Origin of the sequence: Stutzerimonas sp. S1 (assembly GCF_025966695.1) — a bacterium.
Classification (GTDB): domain Bacteria; phylum Pseudomonadota; class Gammaproteobacteria; order Pseudomonadales; family Pseudomonadaceae; genus Stutzerimonas.
The window spans coordinates 98,285-122,637 of sequence record NZ_JAOEIY010000003.1 but is presented as its reverse complement, the minus strand read 5'-3'; the positions used below and the strand labels follow the sequence as shown (position 1 = coordinate 122,637).

Annotated in this window: 25 protein-coding genes and 2 tRNA genes; 7 read left to right on the top strand and 20 right to left on the bottom strand. The window is 61.1% G+C overall.

Annotated elements, in window-relative coordinates; translation table 11 throughout:
* The first annotated feature begins 1 nt into the window (after position 1).
* On the top strand, positions 2–1,249 hold the full coding sequence (locus N8H22_RS07235; RefSeq protein ID WP_264589951.1) for an MgtC/SapB family protein: 1,248 nt from the start codon (positions 2–4) through the stop codon (positions 1,247–1,249).
* A gap of 31 nt (positions 1,250–1,280) precedes the next feature.
* Here N8H22_RS07235 and rmuC read toward each other — a convergent pair whose 3' ends face one another.
* Together rmuC and N8H22_RS07225 are read right to left on the bottom strand one after the other, a co-directional pair.
* Positions 1,281–2,753 carry a DNA recombination protein RmuC gene (rmuC, locus tag N8H22_RS07230; RefSeq protein ID WP_264589950.1) on the bottom strand — a complete coding sequence of 491 codons (1,473 nt, stop codon included), beginning with the start codon at positions 2,751–2,753 and terminating at the stop codon, positions 1,281–1,283.
* A gap of 51 nt (positions 2,754–2,804) precedes the next feature.
* Positions 2,805–3,158 carry a sel1 repeat family protein gene (locus N8H22_RS07225; protein WP_264590207.1) on the bottom strand — a complete coding sequence of 118 codons (354 nt, stop codon included), beginning with the start codon at positions 3,156–3,158 and terminating at the stop codon, positions 2,805–2,807.
* A 543-nt stretch (positions 3,159–3,701) separates the two neighbouring features.
* On the opposite strand from N8H22_RS07225, the gene N8H22_RS07220 reads away from it, so the two are divergent.
* Genes N8H22_RS07220 through N8H22_RS07210 form a run of 3 tightly spaced genes read left to right on the top strand, consistent with a single transcriptional unit; the run spans position 3,702 to position 6,840 of the window.
* Positions 3,702–6,260 (top strand): YdbH domain-containing protein, encoded by a 2,559-nt coding sequence (locus N8H22_RS07220; protein WP_264589949.1) that lies wholly within the window; start codon positions 3,702–3,704, stop codon positions 6,258–6,260.
* Between the two features lie 35 nt (positions 6,261–6,295).
* Positions 6,296–6,487: a YnbE family lipoprotein gene (locus N8H22_RS07215; protein ID WP_264589948.1), complete on the top strand. Its 192-nt coding sequence runs from the start codon at positions 6,296–6,298 to the stop codon at positions 6,485–6,487.
* Between the two features lie 8 nt (positions 6,488–6,495).
* Positions 6,496–6,840, top strand: a complete 345-nt coding sequence (locus N8H22_RS07210; protein ID WP_264589947.1) for a YdbL family protein — start codon at positions 6,496–6,498, stop codon at positions 6,838–6,840.
* Between the two features lie 125 nt (positions 6,841–6,965).
* On the opposite strand, the gene N8H22_RS07205 is transcribed toward N8H22_RS07210, so the two are convergent.
* From N8H22_RS07205 to dapA, 4 genes are all read right to left on the bottom strand, one after another.
* Positions 6,966–7,055 (bottom strand) — tRNA-Ser (locus N8H22_RS07205).
* Positions 7,056–7,150: 95 nt separating this feature from the next.
* Complete coding sequence (locus tag N8H22_RS07200) at positions 7,151–8,020, bottom strand: phosphoribosylaminoimidazolesuccinocarboxamide synthase (protein WP_264589946.1); 870 nt, start codon at positions 8,018–8,020, stop codon at positions 7,151–7,153.
* Between the two features lie 91 nt (positions 8,021–8,111).
* Positions 8,112–9,212 carry an outer membrane protein assembly factor BamC gene (bamC, locus tag N8H22_RS07195; protein WP_264589945.1) on the bottom strand — a complete coding sequence of 367 codons (1,101 nt, stop codon included), beginning with the start codon at positions 9,210–9,212 and terminating at the stop codon, positions 8,112–8,114.
* 17 nt (positions 9,213–9,229) lie between these two features.
* Positions 9,230–10,108, bottom strand: coding sequence for a 4-hydroxy-tetrahydrodipicolinate synthase (dapA, locus tag N8H22_RS07190; RefSeq protein ID WP_264589944.1), 879 nt, complete (start codon positions 10,106–10,108; stop codon positions 9,230–9,232).
* A gap of 222 nt (positions 10,109–10,330) precedes the next feature.
* Between dapA and N8H22_RS07185 the strand changes: the two genes are divergently transcribed.
* Positions 10,331–10,891 (top strand): glycine cleavage system protein R, encoded by a 561-nt coding sequence (locus N8H22_RS07185; RefSeq protein ID WP_264589943.1) that lies wholly within the window; start codon positions 10,331–10,333, stop codon positions 10,889–10,891.
* 9 nt (positions 10,892–10,900) lie between these two features.
* Positions 10,901–11,374: a peroxiredoxin gene (locus tag N8H22_RS07180; protein WP_264589942.1), complete on the top strand. Its 474-nt coding sequence runs from the start codon at positions 10,901–10,903 to the stop codon at positions 11,372–11,374.
* 41 nt (positions 11,375–11,415) lie between these two features.
* Here the strand turns inward: N8H22_RS07180 and N8H22_RS07175 are convergent, their stop codons facing one another.
* Both N8H22_RS07175 and N8H22_RS07170 read right to left on the bottom strand, forming a co-directional pair.
* Positions 11,416–12,492: an AI-2E family transporter gene (locus N8H22_RS07175; RefSeq protein WP_264589941.1), complete on the bottom strand. Its 1,077-nt coding sequence runs from the start codon at positions 12,490–12,492 to the stop codon at positions 11,416–11,418.
* Positions 12,493–12,513: 21 nt separating this feature from the next.
* Positions 12,514–12,765 carry a sulfurtransferase TusA family protein gene (locus N8H22_RS07170; RefSeq protein WP_264589940.1) on the bottom strand — a complete coding sequence of 84 codons (252 nt, stop codon included), beginning with the start codon at positions 12,763–12,765 and terminating at the stop codon, positions 12,514–12,516.
* Positions 12,766–12,873: 108 nt separating this feature from the next.
* Here N8H22_RS07170 and N8H22_RS07165 point away from each other — a divergent pair, with 108 nt between their 5' ends.
* Positions 12,874–14,304, top strand: coding sequence for a M48 family metalloprotease (locus N8H22_RS07165; protein ID WP_264589939.1), 1,431 nt, complete (start codon positions 12,874–12,876; stop codon positions 14,302–14,304).
* A 121-nt stretch (positions 14,305–14,425) separates the two neighbouring features.
* Here N8H22_RS07165 and nadA read toward each other — a convergent pair whose 3' ends face one another.
* The 12 genes from nadA to ybgC form a co-directional block, all read right to left on the bottom strand.
* Positions 14,426–15,484, bottom strand: a complete 1,059-nt coding sequence (gene nadA / locus N8H22_RS07160; protein ID WP_264589938.1) for a quinolinate synthase NadA — start codon at positions 15,482–15,484, stop codon at positions 14,426–14,428.
* Between the two features lie 246 nt (positions 15,485–15,730).
* On the bottom strand, positions 15,731–17,227 hold the full coding sequence (locus tag N8H22_RS07155) for an acetyl-CoA hydrolase/transferase family protein (protein ID WP_264589937.1): 1,497 nt from the start codon (positions 17,225–17,227) through the stop codon (positions 15,731–15,733).
* Between the two features lie 200 nt (positions 17,228–17,427).
* A tRNA-Lys gene (locus N8H22_RS07150) sits at positions 17,428–17,503 on the bottom strand.
* Positions 17,504–17,561: 58 nt separating this feature from the next.
* Complete coding sequence (gene queC / locus N8H22_RS07145) at positions 17,562–18,236, bottom strand: 7-cyano-7-deazaguanine synthase QueC (protein WP_264589936.1); 675 nt, start codon at positions 18,234–18,236, stop codon at positions 17,562–17,564.
* Between the two features lie 50 nt (positions 18,237–18,286).
* Complete coding sequence (gene queE / locus N8H22_RS07140; RefSeq protein ID WP_264589935.1) at positions 18,287–18,934, bottom strand: 7-carboxy-7-deazaguanine synthase QueE; 648 nt, start codon at positions 18,932–18,934, stop codon at positions 18,287–18,289.
* A 123-nt stretch (positions 18,935–19,057) separates the two neighbouring features.
* The gene (ybgF, locus tag N8H22_RS07135; protein ID WP_264589934.1) at positions 19,058–19,876 is read right to left on the bottom strand and encodes a tol-pal system protein YbgF; all 819 of its coding nucleotides are present in this window, start codon (positions 19,874–19,876) and stop codon (positions 19,058–19,060) included.
* A 6-nt stretch (positions 19,877–19,882) separates the two neighbouring features.
* Positions 19,883–20,386, bottom strand: a complete 504-nt coding sequence (gene pal / locus N8H22_RS07130; RefSeq protein WP_264589933.1) for a peptidoglycan-associated lipoprotein Pal — start codon at positions 20,384–20,386, stop codon at positions 19,883–19,885.
* A 56-nt stretch (positions 20,387–20,442) separates the two neighbouring features.
* Positions 20,443–21,744: a Tol-Pal system beta propeller repeat protein TolB gene (gene tolB / locus N8H22_RS07125; RefSeq protein ID WP_264589932.1), complete on the bottom strand. Its 1,302-nt coding sequence runs from the start codon at positions 21,742–21,744 to the stop codon at positions 20,443–20,445.
* Positions 21,741–22,721 (bottom strand): cell envelope integrity protein TolA, encoded by a 981-nt coding sequence (gene tolA / locus N8H22_RS07120; RefSeq protein ID WP_264589931.1) that lies wholly within the window; start codon positions 22,719–22,721, stop codon positions 21,741–21,743. The genes tolB and tolA overlap by 4 nt, the downstream gene beginning before the upstream one ends.
* The gene (gene tolR / locus N8H22_RS07115) at positions 22,721–23,173 is read right to left on the bottom strand and encodes a protein TolR (protein WP_008567651.1); all 453 of its coding nucleotides are present in this window, start codon (positions 23,171–23,173) and stop codon (positions 22,721–22,723) included. Before tolR ends, tolA begins: the two co-directional genes overlap by 1 nt.
* An 11-nt stretch (positions 23,174–23,184) precedes the next feature.
* Complete coding sequence (gene tolQ / locus N8H22_RS07110) at positions 23,185–23,877, bottom strand: protein TolQ (RefSeq protein WP_264589930.1); 693 nt, start codon at positions 23,875–23,877, stop codon at positions 23,185–23,187.
* A 2-nt stretch (positions 23,878–23,879) separates the two neighbouring features.
* Positions 23,880–24,323, bottom strand: a complete 444-nt coding sequence (gene ybgC, locus N8H22_RS07105) for a tol-pal system-associated acyl-CoA thioesterase (protein ID WP_264589929.1) — start codon at positions 24,321–24,323, stop codon at positions 23,880–23,882.
* Positions 24,324–24,353 lie beyond the last annotated feature (30 nt).

Sequence of the window (24,353 nt, the reverse complement as noted above, 5' to 3'; positions counted from 1 at the left end):
CATGAGCCTCGAACTCCTTCTCAATCTCGCCAGCGCACTCGGCGTCGGCCTGCTGATCGGCATCGAGCGTGGCTGGACCAGCCGTGATCACTCCAGCGGTCAGCGTGTCGCTGGCCTGCGCACCTTCGCGCTCGGCGGCCTGCTGGGCGGTCTGGCCGCACTCAGCGTGGCACATTTTGGCGCCACGGCCTGGGTCGCCATGTTCGGCATGTTCGCCCTGCTGGTGATCGTCGGTTATCTGATCGACGCCCAACGTAGCGGCGATCACGGCATGACCACCGAGGTCGCACTGCTGCTGACATTCCTGCTCGGCAGCCTGGCGGTGGCCGAGAGCCGGTTGCTGGCAGCCTCCTGCGCCATCGTGGTGGCTTTGCTGCTGAGCCTGAAAGCGCGTCTGCATGGCGCCCTGCGACGGCTCAACGAGGCGGAGCTGGGCGGCGCCCTGAAACTGCTGTTCATCTCCGTGGTGCTGTTGCCGGCGCTGCCCAATCAGGGTTATGGCCCCTGGCAGGCGCTCAATCCGTACACCACCTGGATGATGGTGGTGCTGATCGCCGGAATCGGCTTTGCCGCCTATGTAGCAATTCGCCTGCTTGGCACTCGTCACGGACTGCTGGTGACGGCCCTGCTGGGCGGCATGGTTTCCTCCACCGCGATGACGCTGACGCTGGCCAGGCTGGACACGCCCAAGCTGCGCATGGCCCTGGCGGCCGGACTGCTGGCGACCTCGGCACTGATGTTCCCGCGGGTGCTGCTGGAGGTCGGCCTGGTCAATGCGGCGCTGCTGCCGACGTTGCTCGCCCCCATGCTGACGGCTGGCGCAATCTATGCGGGCGGTGCGCTGTTCTATTACCTGCGCGCTGCCCAGCAGCCGGAGATGCACGCCGACCCCCCACTGAAAAATCCCTTCGAGCTCGGCCCGGCATTGCGCTTCGCCGCGCTGCTGGTCGCGATCCTGGTCTTGGTCGAAGCGGCGCGCCGCTGGCTGGGTGATGTCGGAATCATCCTGGTAGCGCTGCTCTCAGGGATGACCGATGTGGATGCGATTACGTTGTCGCTCGCCAACAGCGCTCACGCCGAACTCGACGCGCAGATCGCGGTACGCGGCATATTCCTCGCAGCCCTGAGCAACAGTCTGATCAAAGCCGTGCTGATCGGTATGGTGGGAGGCCGCGAGCTGGCCCTGCGCACCGTGCCGGTGATGCTGGGCGGACTGCTGAGCGGCCTGGCGGTGCTGTTGTTGCGCTGACCCGCGCCGGCGCTCAGCAACAACTCGCAGGCTACTCCCCCGTTTCTCCCAGCGGTTCGGCGCCGGCGCGCTCCAGCCAGTCGGCGGGCAACCGCTTGCTGGCCCGCGCACCGAGCGATTTGAGCTGTTCGGCACGGCCGATCAGATTGCCACGACCATCGGTGAGCTTGTTACGGGCGGCGAGATAGGCCCGGTCGAGCTGCTGCAGGCGACTACCGACCTCGTCCAGATCCTGCAGGAATGCGGCGAACTTGTCGTAAAGCGCCCCAGCCTTTTCGGCGATCTCCCGCGCATTCTGGCTCTGCCGTTCCTGTCGCCAGAGACTGTCGATCACGCGCAGAGTCGCCAGCAACGTCGTCGGGCTGACGATCACGATATGCCGCCCGTAGGCGTCCTGAAACAGCTCCGGATCGGCCTGCAGCGCGGCAGCGAAGGCGGCCTCGATCGGCACGAACAACAGCACGAAGTCCAGGCTCTGCAGCCCGTCCAGCCGCTGGTAGTCCTTCAGCGACAGCCCCTTGAGGTGATTGCGCAGCGACTGCACATGCTGCTTGAGCGCCAGCGCACGACTGCCCTCGTCTTCCGCACAGGTCAGCGCCTGATAGGCGGTCAGACTGACTTTGGCATCCACCACCACCTGCTTGTCGCCCGGCAGCTGGATCAATACGTCCGGCTGGAACCGTTCACCATCGGCGCTCTTCAGGCTGACCTGGGTGTGGTATTCACGCCCCTTCTCCAGTCCGGCATGCTCCAGTACCCGCTCGAGCACCAGCTCGCCCCAGTTGCCCTGGGTCTTTTGCCCCTGCAGCGCGCGGGTCAGGTTGGTTGCCTCGTCGCCGAGGCGCTGGTTGAGCTGCTGGAGGCGTTCCAGCTCGCGCGCCAGCGAGAAACGCTCGCGCGCCTCGCTTTGGTAACTCTCCTCGACGCGCTTCTCGAACGTCTGGATACGCTCCTTTAATGGATCGAGCAGCTGGCCGAGTCGCTCGTGGCTGGTCTCAGCGAAACGCTGTTCGCGCTCGTCGAAGATCTTGCCGGCCAGCTCGGCGAATTGCGCACGCAGCTCGTCACGCGCGGCCTGCAGATCCTGCAGGCGCTGCTGATGCGCAGTCTGCTGCTCGCGCAGCTCGGCGGTCGCGGCGGCATGTGCGGCGCTCAGACGACGCAGTTCGGCCTGTTGCGCCTCACGTTCGGCCTGCAGTTCGTCGATGCTGTCCCGATCCTCACCACGCTGCGTCTGCAGCCATTGTGCTTCACGACGTAGCGCGGCGAGTTCCGCCTGCTGTGCGGCCTTGATGTCCTGCAACTCGACCAACTCCAGACGACTGGCTTCCAGCTGAGCACCCAGGCCTTCCTGCGCGAGCACAGCCTGTGCGTGTCGCTCTTCGAGCAGGACCTGGTCGGCCTCACGCAAGGCAAGGCGCCTGTGCAGCTGTAGCGCGAACGCAGCCAGCGTCACGCAAATGAGCGCCAGCCCGGCGAGCAGGTAACTAGGATCGATGGACATGAAGGGCTCCGGCGAAATTGCCGGGCAGTATAGCGAGCGCCTGGAAGGCGGTCAGGCCTGACGCGACAGCCGCTGGAGGAAGCGCGCAGCCTCCTGAGAGCCCTGCGCCGCGGCCTGCTCCAGCCAGAGCCGCGCCTTGGCCGGCTCGCTGTGCTGCGGCAGGCTGTAGAGACGGCCGAGCTCCAGCTGAGCCTGGCAATCACCGGCCCGCGCCGCCTGTCGCAGCAGCTCAAAGCCGATGCGACGATCGCGCTGGCTGTCGCAGTCACGGCAGAGCAATCGTCCCAGCCGGCTCTGCGCCTCGACCACACCCTCGCGAGCCGGCTGCTTGAGCAGGCGCCCGGCAATTCGCTTGACCCCTGCTGCACGGCCCAGGTGTTCGCTGTCGAGCAACCAGACGGCCATGCGCACCGGTAAACGAGGGGAATCAGCAGCAGAGGTGGTAGAACGCATTCTCATGGATCGAGGACAGCGATTGGGATAAGGGCGCGCACTCTACTCCTTTTTTCCAAGAGTGAAAGTCTTGTCAAAGCCCACAAAACGCGTTCTAGCGCACACTAGAATTTCATCCACAGATCCTGTGGATAAGTCAGTGGACAATCAGCGAACAAGTTTCTCGAAGCCCGATGATTCGGGGGTTCCGGTTAAACTGGCGGTTTTTTCACCAGCAGAATAATTCCTTTATTTTCAATAAGTTAAAGAAAAACCCTGATACCACGCGGGTTTGCGACAGTTTGTCATAAGTGCTTGACAAAGAACGCCCGCAAATGTGCACAAGTTTGGCGCACAACGCTGCAACCGCCTTGGCTCAAGGGTTTTCGCCAGAATTAGCAGTGCTTCGGCGGAACTTTCTGCAGCGAATCGAGTCGCATGTTCTTCCGCGTGAACACCACGTCCAGTGCGTAACTACGGCTATGCTGTGCGCTCGAAACGAGCATGGATTCGGCAATGAGCAAACGGCGGACTTCTTGGCTGTGGCTGTCGCTAGGCCTGCTGGTGATAGTCGGCACAATCGTTGCCTACGCACTGCATCGTTGGGACCGATTTACCCTGGAGCAAGGCATCAGCGAGCTTCATTGGCGCGGTCTAGCGTTCTCCCGCGACGGGTTGTCACTACGGCAGCTGGCGTATAAACAGCGATCCGCCGACGGAACCCTCATCACCCTGCGCGCGGAGGATCTGTCGTTGCGCCTGGCCGGGCTGCTCCGGGGCCTACGGCCGCAGTCGGTAGAGATTGCCAGACTCGAACTCCACTGGAGCGCCAGCCCACAGCCTCCTGTCGTCCCCCATTCGTCCACCGCTCCCACAATCTGGCCAAGCCTGCAGCGCTGGGCAGGCTGGCTACCTCAGCAGCTGACCATTCATGAAACGGTGCTGCAAATCCCCTGCACCACGGGAACCTGTCATGAGCGTGGCTCGCTGTCCGTGCAACGAACCGGCGCCGGCCTGCTACCTCTGCATGGGGAGGTGAACCTAACGCATGCCGACCATCGGGCATCGCTGAGAGCCGAGGCGATGCCCGATGGGGCCGACGTGCTATTGAACCTGCGGCTTTTGCTCGACGGCGAGCAACGCCTTAGCCTGGACAGCCGAGCAGCAACTAGCGACGAGGCCAAGCAATGGCGCGGCACGCTCGCCGTGAACGGCCTCCCCGAGGCACCGTGGGTGCTGGACTGGCTAGGGCAGTGGTTCGCGCACGACGCCGACAGTCTCGCCAATCTGCCGACCGACATGCGTATCGGTGCCGGCTGGGCACTTACCCTGCCGGCTAGGGTGCCGCTCGACTGGCGCCAGCTCGTCGGCGAACTGCAACTTTCCGCCGATCTGCCGCTGTTCTGGCCGCTGCCCGGCATGGGAGAAGTGCAAGGCCGGCTCAATCTCAGCGCAAATACAGGTACCGGCACCTGGCTGCCGACGGCACTCACAGCGGACTTGCAGATTCGCCCGGCCGCCGCAGTACTCGCGACCATTCCCACAGGACTACATCCAGACACGCTCTCCGTCAGGATCACCCCAGGAGCGAGCAGCGCGGCTGCCGATCAGCTGCCGCTGCAGTTACAGCTGCGTGGTGACGGCCCCAGCCAGACATCGCTCCAGGCGCAGCTGCTGGTTAACAGCACCGATCAACCCGGCATAACCGTGGAGGACGCCGTGCTGCAGCTGACCAGCGCTCGCGTCACCCTGGCAGAACTCGACCTGCAGGGCCTGCACGGCAATCTGCGCTTCAGCGGGCGCATCGATCCAGCGCAATTCGAGCTGAGTCTCGGCGACGCCGAGATCGCCCTCGAGCGTTTGCACGCCGGGACCGTGCTGGCGGACCAGCTCGTCGCCGAACTGGACGGGATGCAGCTACAGGGACAGATGGCCGCCCCCGGCACGCCACAGCTGCACGCCCACGGCCCTACCAAATTGACTGCCGCAAGCCTGCAACAGCCAAAGCTGATCACCCAGGGCTGGCATTGGAACGGTCAGGTCGATTTAGACAATGCTCGCCTGACCGCCAGCGGGCCGCTGAGCAACCGCTCCGGGCTGTCGCTTACCGTCGACCTCGAAAATGCCTGGAATGGCGCGTTACAAGTCAAGGGCAAGCTGCCCGAGCTGTTCTTGCGGTCCGGCAACCCGCTTGCCCGCACGCTGGCCGATTGGCCCACCTTATTGCAGCTCGACAGCGGCCGCCTGCAGGCAGAAGGCCGGCTGCTCCTTCCCAACACAACCGCAGCGCTTTCCGCCACGCTGGCGCTGACCGGAAAGGGTTTAGCCGGCATCTACGACCGCGCCGAACTGAGCGGTCTGGACACCAAAGCCAAACTGACGATTAACGGCGAGCTCCTGAGCCTGGACCTGAGCGAACTCAAACTGCTGCGGGCCAACCCTGGCTTCGAACTCGGCCCACTACTGCTGCGTGGCGCCTATCAAGCGAAGCTCGCACGGCCGTCGCAAGGCAAGCTGAGCTGGCAGCTGGCCGAAACGCGGGTCTTTGACGGTCGTCTATGGCTGCTCCCCGGCACCCTCGACCTCGCTGAATCTCACCAGCCTTTGCAGGCGCGCCTCCAAAGCGTGCAACTACCCGCCCTGCTTGCGGCCTATCCCACCGAAGGACTCAGCGGCACGGGCAGCATCGACGGTACACTGCAACTGCAGTACACGCCCGCCGGACTGACCATTGATGCCGGCAACCTCGCGGCGCGTGAGCCGGGCGGCGTTCTACGTTTCCGTTCACCGAAGATCGACGCACTCGGGCAGACGAACCCAGCAATGAAGCTGGTGGCCGACGCCCTGCACGACTTCCACTACGACCTACTGTCGAGCGATGTCCGCTATGATGAAAACGGTAAGCTGCGACTAGGGCTGCGTCTGCACGGCAGCAACCCGACCCTGGAAGGCGGGCGACCGATCAACTTCTCGATCAACCTCGAGGAAGACATCCCCGCCCTGCTGACCAGCCTGCAGCTGAGCGATCGCGTGAGCGAAACCATACAGCGACGAGTGCGAGAGCGCCTGCAATGAGACTTCACCTCGCCACCGATACAGGAGACACCGCCATGCGGTTGCACCGCCCGCTTACCATCCTGGTTCTGACCGTACTCACCAGCGCCTGTACGCCGCGAGTCGAGCTGGCCGTGCCAAACGAGCCGATCAACATCAATCTGAACGTGAAGATTGAGCACGAAATCTACATCAAGGTGGACAAGCAGCTCGATTCGATCATCAACGAAGACAGCGGACTGTTCTGAGGAAGCCAATGAAAACCTACCTGAAACTGGCAAGCCTGCTGCTGGCGCTCTGCATGGCGCTGCCCGCTGCCGCTCTCACCCTCAACGAAGCCATGACCGCCCTAGGCTCTGCCAAGGCCAGCGGCCAGCTTGGCGAGAAGCCCGACGGTTACCTCGGGGTGATCAAGCCAGGCGGTCAGGCGGAAGAGATCGCCAGCCAGATCAACCAGGCCCGACGCGCCGAGTATCATCGCGTCGCTCAGCAGAACGGCATCAGCGTCGACAATGTCGAAGCCATCGCCGGCAAGAAGGCCCTGGAGAAAACCCCGCGCGGACAATACATCCAGCTCAACGGAACCTGGGTCAAGAAGTAAGGCGGTGACCGCAGCCCCGCAGCAACGAGCACCGCCACGGGGCTGGCGCGCCAGCTGACATTAATGGCTCGTAGAAAACACGAAAGCCCCTGTTCATATGAAACAGGGGCTTTCGTTTAACTGTATGGCGGAGAGATAGGGATTTGAACCCTAGGTACCCGCGAGGGTACAACGGATTTCGAATCCGTCCCGTTCGGCCACTCCGGCATCTCTCCAGCGGCGCGCATGATAGCAGCTCAACGTCGTTTGTCGACCCCCCCGCCGCAATAGATTTTTCAATCGCTTACAGGGGTTGCCGCGCGCCCTCGAGTCAGGCGGTCAGCCGGGTTAGCGCTTCGCGATACTTGTCGGCGGTTTTCTGCGCAACCTCCATCGGAACAGGTGGCGCCGGCGGCTCCTTGTTCCAGCCGGTGGACTCGAGCCAGTCACGGACGAACTGCTTGTCGAAGCTCGGCGGATTACTGCCTTCGACGTAGCTATCCGCCGGCCAGAAGCGGCTGGAATCAGGGGTCAGCACTTCATCCATCAGCGTCAAGGTGCCATCTTCGTCGAGTCCGAATTCGAACTTGGTGTCGGCGATGATGATGCCGCGAGTAGCCGCGTACTCGACCGCAGCACTGTAGAGCGCAATGGAAACATCACGGACCTTGGCCGCCAGCTCCTTGCCGATGATCGTCTCGCATTGCTCGAAGGAGATGTTCTCGTCATGGTCGCCGACAGCAGCCTTGGTCGACGGAGTGAAGATCGGCTGCGGCAGCTTGGCCGCCTCCTTCAACCCGGCCGGCAACGCAATGCCGCAGACGGTGCCGCTCTTCTGGTATTCCTTCCAGCCGGAGCCGACGATGTATCCACGCACGATGGCTTCCACCGCAATCGGCTTGAGGCGCTTGGCGACTACCGCGCGCCCCTCGACCAGTGGCAGTTCGGCAGCCGACACCACGTCCTCGACCTTGTCGCCGGTGAAATGATTGGGCACCAGGTCCTTGAGCTTGTCGAACCAGAAGTTGGAGATCGCCGTAAGGATCTTGCCCTTTTCCGGAATCGGCTCGGCGAGAATCACGTCGAACGCCGAGAGGCGATCAGTGGCGACCATGAGCATGCGTTTTTCGTCGATCTCGTAGAGATCGCGAACCTTGCCCGAATAGATCTTCTTCAGACTCAGGACGGTGGGGGTGGTCATATGAAAAATTCCGCGGTTAGCAGGTCATCAAAACAAAACAGGCGAAACCTGAGTTTCGCCTATTGGATTAGTACGAGGCTGCCGCTTGCGCTCAGCCCAGGTTGTCCTTGATCAGCGAAAGCACGCGGCGGGCAACATCAGCCGGGGCGACAGTGTCGACGCTCTTGTCCAGCGTCACCAGAATCTTGTCGCCCGCGCGGGTCAGGCGTACCTGATAGCGCTCGGCGCGCGCCTCGATGTCATCCTTATCCGCCGCGCCACCAAACAGTCGGCTGAAGAAACCGGGCTTTTCTTGCGGGTCCCTGGCACCTTCGGCGAGGTTGACGTAATACACGCCGAGACTGCGATCAAGGTCATCGACTCGCACGTCGCCAGCCTGCAATGCCCGACCAACGCTCGACCAGGCGCGATCGAAGTCGGTATCCAGCTGCAATACCGGATTGCCGCTGCCGTCGTTGCTGAGTGTGACGCGGCTCGGCGCATCAAAGTCGCGTTCGGCCAGCAGCGACACGGTGCCGCCTTGCTCGGCACCGCTGCTTAGCTTGGCCTGCAGCTCATCAAGCAGTACCCGGTCTAGCTCCTTGTTGGTGGACGTTTGCGGCCAGGCGACGTCCGCGCTGCTGTCGACAGGTCGCAGCACACTCAGCACGAAGATCTCACTAGTGCTGGGCTGTACGCCGGGCTCGATACGCACGCGCACCTTGGCTTCGCCATCCTGCAGGCCGAGATTGCGCGCCAGCGCGGGGTCGAGTTGATCGCCTCGCTGCCAGGCGGTGCTGAACTCCCCGGTCTGCGGGCGTTCTTCGCCGATGCTGAAGCCGGCTTCGACAAAGAACTGCCGTGTCGCAGCCCACACTTGCGCAGGACTACGCAGTGCCACCAGCCAACGGGCGCTCTCGGAGCTCTGAACACTGAAGTCGCTGACTTCCGCCGCCACTTGCAGCCGCTGCGGGCGAGGCACCTCATACTCGCCAGAAACGGTGGAATCGGCGACCTGCCGCGGAATCGGCAACAGCGGGTCGAGCGGGCGAATATCACCCTCGACCGGAACCTGCATCGGAGCGACCTGCCGCGCCGAAAGATAGTCGCTGCCGCGATCGCGGAAGTATCCATCTTCGCCCCACAGCCAGCCGCAGCCGCTGGTGACAGAGATGGTCAGGGCTAATGTGGAAAGTCCGGCCAGTCGCTTCATGCGTATTCCTTAATCGTTCAAACCAGTACGCCGGTTTGGCGCATCGCCTGGCGCAGCGGTTCATGGCAGCTCTCGCTCAACCACGTCAGCGGCAGGCGGATACCATTGCCCATCAGGCCCATCTCGTGGAGCGCCCACTTGACCGGAATCGGATTGGACTCCAGGAACAGGGCGCGATGTAGCGGCATCAGGCGTTCATTGATGGCGCGGGCGGTCACCGCATCGCCGGCCATAGCGGCGGCGCATAGGTCACTCATCGCCCGCGGCGCGACGTTGGCAGTTACCGAAATATTACCCTTGCCACCCAACAGCATCAGCTCGACCGCAGTTGGGTCGTCGCCGGAATACACCAGAAAGTCTTTGCCAACCCGATCCAGCACTTCCTGGCCGCGCTGGAGGTCGCCGGTGGCTTCCTTGATACCGATGATGTTTGGCACCCTGGAGAGCCGCTCGACAGTCTCCGGCAGCATGTCGCACACAGTGCGGCCGGGTACGTTGTAAAGAATCTGCGGAATCGCCACAGCCTCGGCGATGTGCTTGAAGTGCAGGTACAGGCCTTCCTGAGTCGGCTTGTTGTAATACGGAGTCACCAGCAGACAGGCATCGGCGCCGGCGGACCGGGCGTTCTCCGTCAGTTCGACGGCCTCGCTGGTGGAGTTAGCGCCAGTGCCGGCGATGACCGGGATGCGACCGTTGACCTGATCGACTACCCGCCGAATCACCTCGATGTGCTCGGCGACACTCAGGGTCGCGGACTCACCAGTCGTCCCGACAGCGACGATTGCATTGGTGCCTTCCTGCAAATGGAAGTCCACCAGCTTGCTCAGGCTGTCCCAATCCAGACCACCCTGTGCGTCCATGGGGGTGACTAGCGCCACCATACTGCCCGCAATCATGCAACCGCTCCTGCCGGAAAAAGAGAGGCGTAATGGTACAAGGCTCCATTGCGCTTTGCGAGCACACCGCATGGTTCGCCTGCAACACCGACAACCGCGTAGCCGCGGGAACTCTTTTGCCTCACAACCGCCTCTGCACGTTCCCTCGCGTCGTGCTTTTCGCTACCCTTAGCCGTTTTCGGCTTGGCCGGCCACCCGATTCACCACCGCCAGGAATGCTGCATGTCCACCCCTCCCGTACCCCGCGAACAGTTCCTCGTCATCAGCGCCTTGGGCGCCAGTCCCATGGAGCTCACCAACGTGCTCTGCCGGGCCAGCAACGAGAACCGTTGTGCCGTCGTCAGCACACGACTGACCCGTCACGGCGGCTGCAGCGCACTGGTGCTGGAGATCACCGGCAGCTGGGATGCCCTCGCCCGCATGGAAACCGCCCTCCCTGCCCTGGCGAAGAAGCACGGTTTCACTGCCAACGTCGTCCGCAGCGAAGCGCTGGAAAGCCGCCCCCAGGCGTTGCCGTACGTCGCCTATGTGAGTGCGGTGTATCGCCCGGACATCCTCAATGAGCTGTGCCAGTTCTTCATCGATCATCGGGTCGAGCTGGAAAGCCTGACGTGCGACACCTATCAAGCCCCGCAAACCGGCGGCACCATGCTCAACGCGACGCTGACCGTTACCCTTCCCGCCGGCACCCAGATCAGCTGGCTGCGCGACCAGTTCCTCGACTTCGCCGACGCGCTGAACCTCGACGCCCTGATCGAACCCTGGCGCCCGCAGAACCCGTAAGGAGCCAAGATGGCAGTCGAACTCGATCAACCGGTGGCGAACTTCCAGGCAGAGGCAACCAGCGCCCTGCGGGTCAACCTCGCCGAACTGAAAGGCAAGCAGGTCGTTCTGTATTTCTATCCGAAGGACAACACGCCAGGCTGCACCACCGAAGGGCAGGATTTTCGCGATCGCCATGAGGCATTTATGGCGGCCAACACCCTGGTCTTCGGCGTCTCGCGCGACAGCCTGAAGACCCATGAGAACTTCAAGGGCAAGCAGGCCTTCCCGTTCGAACTGATCAGCGACAAGGGCGAGCAACTCTGCCAGCTATTCGACGTGATCAAGCTGAAGAAACTCTACGGAAAGGAATATCTGGGGGTTGATCGCAGCACCTTCCTGATCGACCGCGACGGAGTGCTGCGCCAGGAGTGGCGTGGCGTGAAGGTACCGGGTCATGCTGAGGTCGTCCTGCAGGCCGCCCAGGCACTGAACGTCACCTGATCCGAGTGGGGTCGGCGCCGGCCGGCTCCACCAGCACGAGATCACTCCGCCGTTTCGGCGCTCCCCGACAGCGGCCGCCGAGGCCAGGCGTACAGCACCGCCTTGAACAGCGTCGCCAGGGGAATCGCGAAGAACACGCCCCAGAAGCCCCAGAGCCCGCCAAACAGCAGCACCGCACAGATGATGGCGACCGGATGCAGGTTCACCGCTTCGGAGAACAGCAGCGGCACTAGCACATTGCCATCCAGCGCCTGAATGATTGCATAGGCCACCATCAGGTAGATGAACTCGTCGCCAAGCCCCCACTGGAACAGGCCGATCAGCGCAATCGGAATGGTCACCACCGTGGCGCCGATATAGGGCACCACGACCGAGACTCCGACCAGCATCGCCAGCAAAGCCGAGTAATTGAGACCCAGCGCAGCGAACACTACATAAGAGACTACGGCGCAGATCAAGATCTCGATGGCCTTGCCCCGAATGTAGTTGGCAATCTGCAGGTTCATCTCCTGCGAGACCTGGGTGATCAGCCCGCGCTCCTGCGGCAGGTAGCCCCTTATCCAGTCGGCGATCTGCTGACGGTCCTTGAGGAAAAAGAACACCAGGATCGGCACCAGGACCAGATAGATCATCAGTCCGATCAACAATGGCAGGCTCGACAGCGACGAAGTCAGGACCAGCTGCCCGTAGCGCGCGATCTCGCCGCGCATGAAATCGATGCCGCGCAGCACCTGCTCCTCATTCACCAACTGCGGGTAGCGCTCGGGCAGCAGTAGCAGCAGCGCCTGCCACTCCACCAGCATGCGCGGCAGCTCGTTGAACAGCGTCAGCACCTGTTGCCAGAGCAACGGGACGATGAACAGCAGACAGACGCCCAGCACCCCGACAAACATCAGGAAGACCAGCCAGACAGCCAGCAGATGGGGCATTCTCAGCCGTTCGAGCGCACCGACCAGTCCCTGCATGAGAAACGCCAGCACCAATCCGGCGATAACCGGCGCGAGCATGTTGCCCAGCGTCAGCACACCAGCAAAGGCGAGGAACAGCAACACGGCGAGCACCACCGCCTGCTCGTCCGAGAAGTAACGATGCACCCACCCGCGCAATACCTTGAGCATGAGGTTCCCTCGCGGCCGCCGTCAGGCCTTCTTCAACCAGTAACGGTAGAGACCGTCGGCAGCATCCTCGCGCAGCAGAATGTGACCAGCCAGTTTGGCGAAACTGCGGAAATCACGCTGGGAGCCCGGATCGCTGGCTGTCACCTTGAGCACCGCACCGCTGGGCAGACAATTGAGCTCCAACTTGGCTTTGAGCAACGGCATCGGACAATCAAGCCCGACAGCATCCACTTCGGCATCGAAGGCGCAGGTGGCATCTCCCGATTCGGTCATGTCATGTCTCCGCAAAAAGGGGGGCAGGATACCCAGCGGCCACACCCTCTGGCCAGCGGCCCGAACACAAGGCTACAGTAGCGCTCTTCAATTGATGAGCCCGCCTGGATGAACCTGCTGCGCCCGACCCTGTTGACGCTCGCCTGCCTGCTAGCCCCTCCCGCGCTCGCCAGCGACCTGCCCTCATTGGGCGACGCCAGTTCGGGCATCGTTTCACCCGAGCAGGAATACCAACTGGGGCGCGCCTGGCTGAGCCTGTTGCGCGGCCAGGTCAGTCAGCTGTCCGACCCGCTGCTCAAGGACTACGTCGAGAGCAGCGTTTATCGTCTGGCGGAAACCAGCCAGCTGCAGGATCGCCGCCTCGAGTTCGTCCTGCTCGACAGCCCGCACCTCAATGCCTTCGCAGCTCCGGGCGGCATTATCGGGGTCAACGGCGGCCTGTTCATCCACGCGCAAACCGAAGCTGAGTACGCCTCGGTCATGACCCATGAACTGGCGCACTTGTCACAACGCCACTTCGCCCGAGGACTGGAAGCGCAACAGCGCATGCAGGTACCGATGATGGCCGCGATGCTCGCTGGCGTAGTGGCGGCCGCAGCCGGCGCAGGCGATGCCGGTATCGCTGCGATCGTCTCAACTCAGGCGGCAGCGATTCAAGCCCAGCGACGCTTCTCACGGCAAAACGAACAGGAAGCGGACCGTATCGGCATCCTCAATCTGGAGAAGGCCGGCTACGACCCGCGGGCCATGCCGCAGATGTTCGCCCGCCTGATGCGCCAGTACCGTTACGACCAGAAACCCCCGGAGTTCCTGCTGACGCACCCGGTCACCGAATCGCGTATCGCCGACACCACCAACCGCGCCGAACAATATGCCACTGGCGGCACGGAAGACAGCTTGCGCTACCAGCTCATGCGTGCCCGCACGCAACTCAAGTTCGAGACCACCCCAGGGCTCGGCGCCAAACGCTTCCGCGCGCTGCTCAACGAAAATGCCGGGCTCGACGCTGCACGCTATGGGCTGGCCCTGGCGCAGATCAAGGGCGGTCAGCTGGACGAGGCCAGAACCAACCTCGAACCACTGCTGAACAAGGCACCGGACGACCTGATCTACAACCTCGCGCAGATTGAGCTGGAGATCACCTCCAACCACCTGGCACAGGCCGAGAAGTATCTGCAGCGCATGCTGCGTCTGTACCCTGGCAGCTACCCACTGCGGCAGAGCCATATCGACCTACTAATAAAGCAAGGGGAGAGAGCCCGGGCCGAAAAGGAACTCGAACAACTGGTCTCGCAACGCAGCAGAGATCCCGACATCTGGTATCAGGTAGCGGAAATACGCGGACTCACGGGGAACATCGTCGGACTGCACGAAGCGCGTGCGGAATACTTCTCACTGGTCGGCGACTACGACCAGGCCATCGAGCAGCTGGATTTCGCCAAGCGCCGAGCCGGCAACTTTCAGCTCGCGTCACGCATCGATGCGCGCCAGCAGAAGTTGATCGCGGAAAAACGCATGGTCGATGACATGCTGCGCTGACCACACTCCCCTGCCGGCTTAGCCATCCAGGCGAGCCAGGATGGCCCGACGTCACGCTCCGGCGAGCCATCGACACTGAAGCTCACACAACAACGAACTCGCGCCAGCCCGCCAAGATCAATCAGGCGTTACCTGCCTGACGGAGTCGCGCCGCATGAGTGAAATCGAGCATGCGCTTGAGCGGCTTTACCGCACGCGGTACCAATGCCGGGTCGACAAAGATCTCATTGCTACCCAGACGCAGGCATTCGAGGGTGCGCTCGAGGGTGTTCATTGCCATCCAGGGACAATGGGCGCAACTCCGGCAGGTGGCGCCCTGACCGGCCGTCGGCGCTTCGATGAAGGTTTTCTCGGGGCACAACTGCTGCATCTTGTAGAAGATGCCACGGTCGGTCGCGACGATGAATGTCGAATTCGGCAGTGTTTGCGCCGCCTTGATCAGTTGACTGGTCGAACCTACCGCATCAGCCAGCTCGATGACCGCTTCCGGCGACTCCGGATGCACGAGAATCGCGGCGTCCGGATATAGCGCCTTCATATCCGCCAGCTGGCGGGCCTTGAACTCTTCGTGAACGATGCAGGCACCGTCCCACAGCAGCATGTCCGCGCCGGTCTCGCGCTGCACATAGCTCCCCAGATGCTTGTCGGGCGCCCAGATGATCGTCTCACCGTTGTCCATCAGGCTTTCGACGATCTCCAACGCACAACTGGAAGTAACCACCCAGTCGGCACGGGCTTTGACTGCAGCCGATGTGTTGGCATAAACCACCACAGTGCGCTCGGGATGCTGATCGCAAAAAGCCGCGAACTCATCAACAGGGCAGCCCAGATCGAGCGAGCATGTAGCCTCCAACGTCGGCATCAGCACCCGCTTTTCCGGATTGAGAATCTTGGCCGTTTCGCCCATGAATTTCACACCTGCGACCACCACCGTCTGCGCAGGATGCTCATTCCCGAAACGTGCCATCTCCAGCGAGTCGGAAACACAGCCGCCAGTTTCCTCGGCGAGCGCCTGGATCACCGGGTCAGTGTAATAGTGCGCAACCAGCACCGCGTTCTGCTTCTTCAACTCGGCAGCAATCTCACTGCGCAGCCGGGCTTCCTGCTCAGGTGTAAGCGGCTTCGGTTGCTTGGCCGCCAGGTGAGCCTGGACAAGAATGCGTTCGGGTATTTGCGTCATGTTCGCGGGTCCTGCAAGCACGTTATTGCATGGATCGTCGAGTACACCCGGAGCTCCGGGTGGGTTCGGACATAGCGAAAGGCGGCAGTCGCGGGCATCTCGGCCGCAGAATCCCCACCGTTTCGAAGGGGGATGAATACTAGCCGAAGCGCCGGATGAAGGGAAAGCGAGGCACTTAAAAGGGTTCGGCGGATATCCGGCACCTGAAACGAAAACCGCCGGCTCTAGGCCGGCGGTTCGCTTCGATCACTCACCCTTGAGCATGTGACCACGTTCTTCGAGGTTGATGTGCCAGTTCATCGCTTCTCGCAGCAGGTGCGGCGTCTGACCGCCCTTGTCGCAGGCTGCTTCGAAATACTGGTTCAGCGCATCGCGGTACGAGGGATGCACGCAATTGTCGATGATCACCCGAGCACGCTCGCGCGGCGCCAGACCACGCAGATCCGCCAAGCCCTGCTCAGTCACCAGAATCTCGACGTCATGCTCAGTGTGATCCACATGCGCAACCATCGGCACAACGCTGGAGATGTTGCCACCCTTGGCGATCGACTTGGTAACGAAGATGGCCAGATGCGCATTGCGCGCGAAGTCGCCGGAACCACCGATGCCGTTCATCATCTTGGTGCCCCCCACGTGAGTGGAGTTAACGTTACCGTAGATGTCGAATTCCAGCGCCGTGTTGATGCCAATGATGCCGAGGCGGCGCACCAGTTCCGGATGATTGGAGATTTCCTGCGGACGCAGCACCAGCTTGTCCTTGTACTTCTCCAGATTGCCGAATACGCGGTCGTTGCAACGTTCGGACAAGGTAATGGAGCAACCGGATGCGAACTTCATCTTGCCGGCGTCGATCAGCTCGAAGGTGCAGTCCTGCAGCACTTCCGAGTACATCACCAGGTCTTCGAACGGTGAGTCGATCAGACCGCACATCACCGCGTTGGCGATGTTACCGATACCAACCTGCATCGGGCCGAGGTTCTTGGCCATACGCCCCTCAGCCACTTCCCGCTTGAAGAACTCGACCAGGTGATTGGCGATCGCCTGGGTCTCTTCATCCGGCGGAGTCACAGTGGAATAGGAGTCCGGCTGCTCGGTGATGACGATAGCAGCGATTTTTGCAGGGTCTACCGGAATGGCTGCCGTGCCGATCCGGTCATCGACCTTGGTCAGCGGGATAGGACCGCGGGCCGGACGCTCTTCCGGGAAATAGATGTCATGCAGACCTTCCAGATCCAGCCGGTGCGCAAGGTTCAGCTCGACGATCACCTTGTCGGCGAACATCACGAGATTGGCGGAGTTGCCGACCGAAGTGGTCGGGATGATATGTCCCTCTTCGGTGATGCTCAGCGCCTCGATGATGGTTACTTCCGGCCGTTTGATCTGATGATTACGCATCTGCTCGACGGTGTGCGACAGGTGCTGGTCGATGAACATCACTTCACCGTTGTTGATTGCCTTGCGCAGCACGGGATCGGCCTGAAAAGGCATGCGCCGAGCGAGCAACCCGGCCGTGGCCATCTTGCCATCCAGATCGTTACCCAGGCTCGCACCGGTAACGAGGCTAATTTTCAACGTTTCATTCTTGGCGCGCTCGATCAGTGCCAACGGCACTGCCTTGGCCTCACCCGCACGGGTGAAACCGCTCATGCCAACGGTCATGCCATCGTGAATAAGGACAGCAGCCTCTTGGGCGCTCATCACCTTGCTCTGCAGGGAGGACAGGCGGATGCGATCAGAATACATTTGAGCCTCGAACCAACGGGAAAATCGGAAGGGCGCAGTCTATTAGTTAAAAAAACGCACGAGCGAACTACGAAGGCCGTAGTGATAATCGCCCCTTATAACCAGTCATGATGGCCGGAATAAGCGTTTTATAGACCACGGACATGAAAAAACCGGACGACCTTGTGGGTCTCCGGTTCTCGGTTCTCGCAAGGAGAATATGGTGGGTCGTGTAGGATTCGAACCTACGACCAATTGGTTAAAAGCCAACTGCTCTACCAACTGAGCTAACGACCCAATGCGGGGCGCATGATACTGATTTGATTGATGAAATCAAACTTTTTTTTGAAAAATTTCAGCAATAACGTGTTGGATCAACCACGCCCGCCTCGACAAATCCGGCAGCGCGCAGACGGCAGCTGTCGCATTTTCCACAGGCACGTCCATCGTCGTCGGCCTGATAGCACGAAACAGTCACTGCATAATCCACACCCAAGCGTAGCCCCTCGCGCACGATCTGCGCCTTGCTCAGATTTTGTAAAGGCGCCCGGATATGAAACGCCTGCCCCTCGACGCCTGCCTTGGTCGCAAGATTGGCAAGCCGCTCAAAGGCTTCGACAAACTCCGGGCGACAGTCGGGATAGCCGGAATAGTCGACAGCATTGACGCCGATGAAGATATCGCGGGCACCGAGCACTTCAGCCCAGCCAAGGGCAAGCGAAAGGAATACGGTATTGCGCGCCGGTACATAGGTAACCGGGATCCCGTCGCCGGGCGTCTCAGGCACATCGATGCTCGAATCAGTAAGCGCCGAACCACCTATGCCATTCAGATTCAGGCCGATCACCTTGTGCTCGACCACACCCAGCTGGCTGGCGACCCGCTCAGCAGCCTGCAGCTCCGCACGATGACGTTGCCCGTAATCGAAACTCATCGTGAAGCAGCTATAACCCTGATCCCGTGCAATCGCCACGACCGTCGCGGAATCCAACCCGCCCGACAGCAGAATGACCGCCTTCTTCTGACTCATGTAAAACACCTCAACGGTTGTCGTAGACCGACCACGGCCGCACCGCAGCATCAATGCCCGGGCGCGTCGTTCCAGATGATCTTATGCAACTGCAGTTGCAGGCGAACCGGCAGGTTATCGCTGACTATCCAGTCCGCCAACGCCCGCAGATCGACTTGGCCATGACTGGGAGAGAACAACACTTCGCCAGCACGCTGATCGAGTCGATACTCGATCAGCTTGGAGACAGCCCAGTCATAGTCGTCACGGGAACAGATGACGAACTTGACCTGATCGTTGTGGGTCAGCTGCGCGATGTTCTCGTAGCGATTGCGAGCAACCTCCGCAGAACCAGGGGTCTTCAAGTCGACGACACGGCTCACGCGCTCATCCACACCCGAGATATCCAGCGCGCCACTAGTCTCCAGCGACACTTCGTAACCGACATCACATAGGCGCTGCAGCAGCGGCAGGCAGTTTGGCTGCGCCAGCGGCTCGCCACCCGTCACGCAAACGTAACGCGGACGATAGGCGGCAACGCGCTCGAGGATGGCATCGAGCGACATCAGCTCACCACCATTGAAGGCGTATGCGGTATCGCAGTATTGACAGCGCAGGGGACAGCCGGTCAGGCGCACGAACACCGTGGGTAAGCCACTGGTGCGCGTCTCCCCCTGCAGCGAGTAGAAAATCTCGGAAATTCGCAGGGTCTGGTGCATATCAGCCACGGGCGTGACGGCTAAACAGGCCATCCGCCTCCGTTGCGGGAAAGGGGCCGCGATTCTAACGAAAAAACCCGCCTCATGGGCGGGTTTTGATCAACGAAACAGAAGCTCAGACGCTCAGCGATTCAGCTGCCGTTGCGCCAGTTGCGCAGCCGAACTATTTGGAAACTGAGCGATAACCTGTCGCAGGATCCCTTGCGCCTTGTCGCGGTTACCCAACCGCAACTCGACATCGGCGAGCTTGTACAGGGAGTCCGGCACCTTGTTGTGCTGCGGGTAAAGCTGACTGACCTTGGCGAACGCCTGACCGGCACCCTGCAAGTCGCCCTTGGCGAGATTGACCTCGCCCAGCCAGTACTGCGCATTGCCGGCATACTGGCTATTCGGATACTTACGCAGGAACGCGCCGAAAGCCTGACTGGCCTTGTCGAAATCCTTGGACTTGATGAGATCGAAGGCAGCGTCGTAATACAGCTTTTCCTTCGCAGGATCACCTGCCTGGTCGCTCGCCTGAGCCTGTCCGGCCGGCGTAGCGGAGTTGCCGCCGGTGCTAGCAGCCCCGGCAGTTGTTGAATTCTGATTAGCCGAAGCGCCGAAAGCGGCACCGCCGGACAAACGACGATCTAGATCCTGGTAGCGCTCCAGGCCTTCCTGCTGCAGCCGCTGGATCTGATTCTGCTGTTCCTCAAGCATGCCACGCAGCTGCGCGATTTCTTCCTGCATTTGTTGGAGCTGCTGGAAGAGCATGCCCTGTGCCGAGGCTGGAGCGCTCGCTCCCCCCCCGACATAGGCACCACCACTCTCCGGCGCCGCTACGGAGTATCCCGAGTTACCGTAACCGGCCCCCGAGTCACCTTCCACAACCGGCACCTGAGCAACCGCGAAAAACGGAAGCCCGAATACTGCAAAACTCAGAGCGTGGCGGTAATTACGCATGACGAATTACTTACGCAGTTCGACGCGACGGTTCTGAGCCCAGGACTGCTCGTCGTTGCCCATGGCGACCGGACGCTCTTCGCCGTAGGAAACCAGTTCCAGCTGAGCCGGGGAAACGCCCTGCAGTACGAGGTAACGCTGAACCGCCTTGGAACGACGCTCGCCCAGAGCCATGTTGTACTCGCGGGTGCCGCGCTCGTCAGTGTGACCTTCCAGAACGACACGAGCGCCGTTGCCCTTCAGATCCTTGGCGTGTACGTCGAGAGCACGCATGGCTTCCGGCTTGAGGTCGGAGCTGTCGTACTCGAAGTAGAAGGTGGTGATAGCACGCAGAGCGGCTTCTTCGCTCATGCTGCCGTCGACGGCACCGGTGTCTGCGCCGTAGCCAGCGTTAGGATCGATAGCGCCCGAACCTTCGCCGGCGTCATCGCCGCCTTTGGAGGAGCAGCCAACAGCAACAGCCATGGCCAGAGCCAGCGCGGTGAACTTACCGAATTTCAGCATTTCCATCTGTAACAACCCCAGGTGTGGTTTTGGTGTTTTGGTTAAAAAGGTTTGGTACCGCATCAGTTCAGGTAAGGGGACCAGGATGGCTCACGGACTTCGCCTTGAGCAGTAGGAAGCGGGAGCCTTACTCGTCCATTGATGGACACGAGCATCAAGACTCCCCGGCCCTGCTGGCGGGTGGCGTAGATTAGCATGGTGCCATTAGGCGCAACAGTGGGAGACTCATCCAGACTGGTGTCCGAAAGCACCCGCAGATTGCCACGCTGCAGATCCTGCGCAGCGACTTTAAAGTTGGTATAGCCATCCTGACGATGAATCATCACCAGCGTCTTTTCATCAGCCGATAATTTCGGGTTGGCGTTGTAGTTACCGACAAACGTCACCCGCTCAGCGGCACCGCCACCCAAGCGCTGCTTGTAGATCTGCGGCTTGCCGGCCCGATCGGAAGTGAAATAGATAGTCTGGCCATCTGCGCCCCAGAACGGCTCGGTATCGATCGAATAATGGTTGGTCAGCCGCTGCAACTGGCGAGAACCGAGATTCATGACATAGATTTCCGGATTACCGTCTTTCGACAGCACGAATGCCAGCCGATTGCCGTCCGGAGAGAACGCCGGCGCACCGTTCAACCCTTCAAAGCTGGTGATCTGCTCGCGGCGACCGGTGTCAATGTGCTGAATGAAGATGCGCGGACGCTTCTGTTCGAACGAAACGTAGGCAATGCGTCGGCCATCAGGAGAGTAGCGCGGCGACAGGATGGGCTCACGCGACTGCAGCAGCGTCACAGCACGAGCGCCGTCATAGTCGGAACGCTGCAGCGTATACCGCGCATTAGCACCACCGAGGCGTTCCGCCGTCACGTAGAGCATGCGCGTGGAAAACGCCCCCTTGATGCCCGTCAGCTTTTCGAACGCCTGGTCCGACACATAGTGCGCCATGTCGCGCAGCTGATCGGGAGATCCACCGACGCTGCCGGTCATCACCTGCTGTTCAGTCGTCACGTTGAATACACCGAACTGCACTTGCAGTCGCCCACCTGACGGCTGAATGTTGCCGACCACAACATACTGAGCCCCAAGCGCTTTCCAGTCGCGGTAGATGATCTCGCTAGCACGGGTGGGTAGGCTGATCATGTTCTGGCGCGGAATCGGCTGGAAAATACCGGAATTTCGCAGATCGTTGCCGATTATTTCGGCCATATCCTCAGGCAGCACAGTGCCGCCCTGCCAACCGAACGGAACTACCGCTACCGGGATGGCACGATCGGCGCCACTGGTGACGACGATGTTCTTCTCCTGCGCCACTGCGGTTCCCAGCAGGCAGCAGAGAAGGACGAGAAAACCTCGAAGGGAATTGATCACAACGCTAGATCCTCTGGCGTAAACGTCATTTTGAACGATCGGTAGGGCTGGAAATCCTGCGGGCTGAGCCCCTGCATTTCAGTCAACCGACCAATATTCCGGACCGCTGCTACCGCGGAATTATCGAACGGAGCGTCTCCACTCGATCTCGCCACACTGACCCCGGTGATGGTCCCGTCAGGGAGCATATTCACCTGCAATTGCACCGACATGTTGTTGCGCGCCGAAGGTGGACGTGTCCAGCCCTCGGCGGCTCGCAGGCGGATCAGGTCGTCAAAGTTACCCGCCACCTGATCGCCCTGACTGTCCGCCAACGCCTGCTGTCGCTCGGTCGTATCCGAAAGCAACTCGGCCAGGGCCTGAGCTTTCTTGTCTTCCGCTGCCTTCCGCGCGGCCTCGGCGGCCGCCTTCTTCTTGGCTGCTTCAGCAGCTGCCTTTTTCTTCGCTTCTTCGGCAGCTTTCTTCTTGGCTTGCTCGGCGGCCGCTTTTTTCTTGGCGTCCTCGGCGGCCTTTTTCTTGGCCTCCTCTTGCGCCTTCTTCTTGGCAATATCAGCCAGTTTCTTTTGCTCGACGGCCTTCTTGGCTTCCTCGGCTTTCTTTGCCTCGGCGGCCTTTTTGGCTGCAGCCGCTTTCTCCGCTTCGGCCTTTCGAGCCTCGGCAGCCTTCTTTTGTTCCGCAGCCCTTGCTGCGGCCTGTTTCTGCTGCTCGACCTTGCGCTGCTCCATCTGCTCGGTTTCGTACTGCTTGGCGGCAGTCTTCTTAGCTTCGCCGGCGATTTTCTGGTTGGTCTGCGTCGTTGCCTGGCTCTGCGACTTCAACTGATAGAGCGTCGCCTGAACGATGGGTTTGGATGGCGGCAGCTCAGGCGTCATGGCAAAGCTGACGAAAAGCATGCCAAAAATGAGGACATGCAGGCCCACCGCCAGGATGGCGGGCCAGAAGTAGCTTTCCGAAGGAGAGCGTTCAGCGTGCTGCATCAGGGCGCCTCGGTAATCAGGCCGACGTTGCCCACGCCCGCCTCCTGCAGCCCACCCATGGCCGCCATGACCGAACCGTAATCGACCGCCTTGTCACCCCGGACGAACACCTGAACCTGCTTACCCTGACTACGGTTCTGATTCATGATCGCGGTGACAGCCTTGGTCATTTCATCCAGTGTCAGTGCCCGATCCTGCACAGTATCGGTGTCGACCTCGCTGCCCATATTCCAGTAGTAGGTTTTGTCGGCCTTGATCGAGATAGTCAGGACCTGCGCATTATTGTCCTGCGGCAATGCCTCGCTGCTGACCTTCGGCAGATCGACCTTCACGCCCTGATTGAGCATGGGCGCGGTAACCATGAAGATGACCAGCAGCACCAACATGACGTCGATGTAGGGCACCACGTTCATCTCGGCGACAGGTTTGCGTCTGTTACGGATTCTGGCCATGAGTTAAGGCCTCAATCTTCTGTGGTGTGAACTTTGCGATGGAGGATCGCCTGAAATTCATCGGCAAAGGTGTAGTAACGGCCGATCAGCATTTCACCGCGCGCCGAGAAACGGTTGTAAGCAATGACCGCCGGAATCGCGGCAAATAGGCCGATCGCGGTTGCGATCAACGCCTCAGCAATACCGGGAGCAACGGTCGCCAGGGTCGCCTGCTGCACCTGAGCCAGGCCACGAAACGAGTTCATGATGCCCCAGACGGTGCCAAACAAACCGATGTACGGGCTGGTCGAGCCCACGGTCGCCAGAAATGGCAAGCTCTGCTCGAGCTTCTCTTCCTCGCGGGAAATGGCTACGCGCATGGCACGATTGACCCCGTCCATCACCGCATCGGGATCAACACCCTGCTGCTGGCGCAGGCGGGAAAACTCCTTGAAGCCGGCGCGAAAGATCTGCTCGACGCCGGAATCGGGGTCGGGATTGCTACCCGCCTGACGGTACAGTTTGGACAGATCGATACCCGACCAGAAGCGCTCTTCGAAAGCATCCAGCGACCGTTTGGCGGCACGCAGCAGGTTGCCGCGCTGGAAAATCATGATCCACGAGGTGATCGAGGCGCCCACCAGAATCAGCATGACCAGCTGCACCACGAAGCTGGCGTTGCTGATCAGGCTCCACATGGACATATGATCGACGTTGGCTTCCACGCTTACTCTCCTGCAGGGGGTAGACCCGCGCCGCCAAAGGCCGCGCGCAGCACCTCGGGAATGGCTCGGGGTTTCAAACTTTCGGCACGTACACAGGCCACAAGCACCTGCCCTTCACACAGCAGCTGATCGTCCGAGACACGCCTGACCTGCTGCCGGAAGCGCAGGCTGGCGCGATTCAGCTCAATCACCTGAGCGGTGACGAGCAGCTCGTCGTCCAACCGCGCCGGCGCGTGGTAGCGCGCCTCGCACGAATGCACGACGAACAGCAGGTCCTGCCCGACCAACTGCGACTGGGCGAATCCCAGACCGCGCAACCGTTCGGTACGAGCCCGTTCCATGAACTTGAGGTAATTGACGTAGTAGACGATGCCGCCCGCGTCTGTGTCTTCGTAATAGACACGACAGCGATGGGTGAACGGCTCAGTGTCGCATTGCGCGCGCATACTAGTGCCCGGCCTGGAAAATGCCAATTG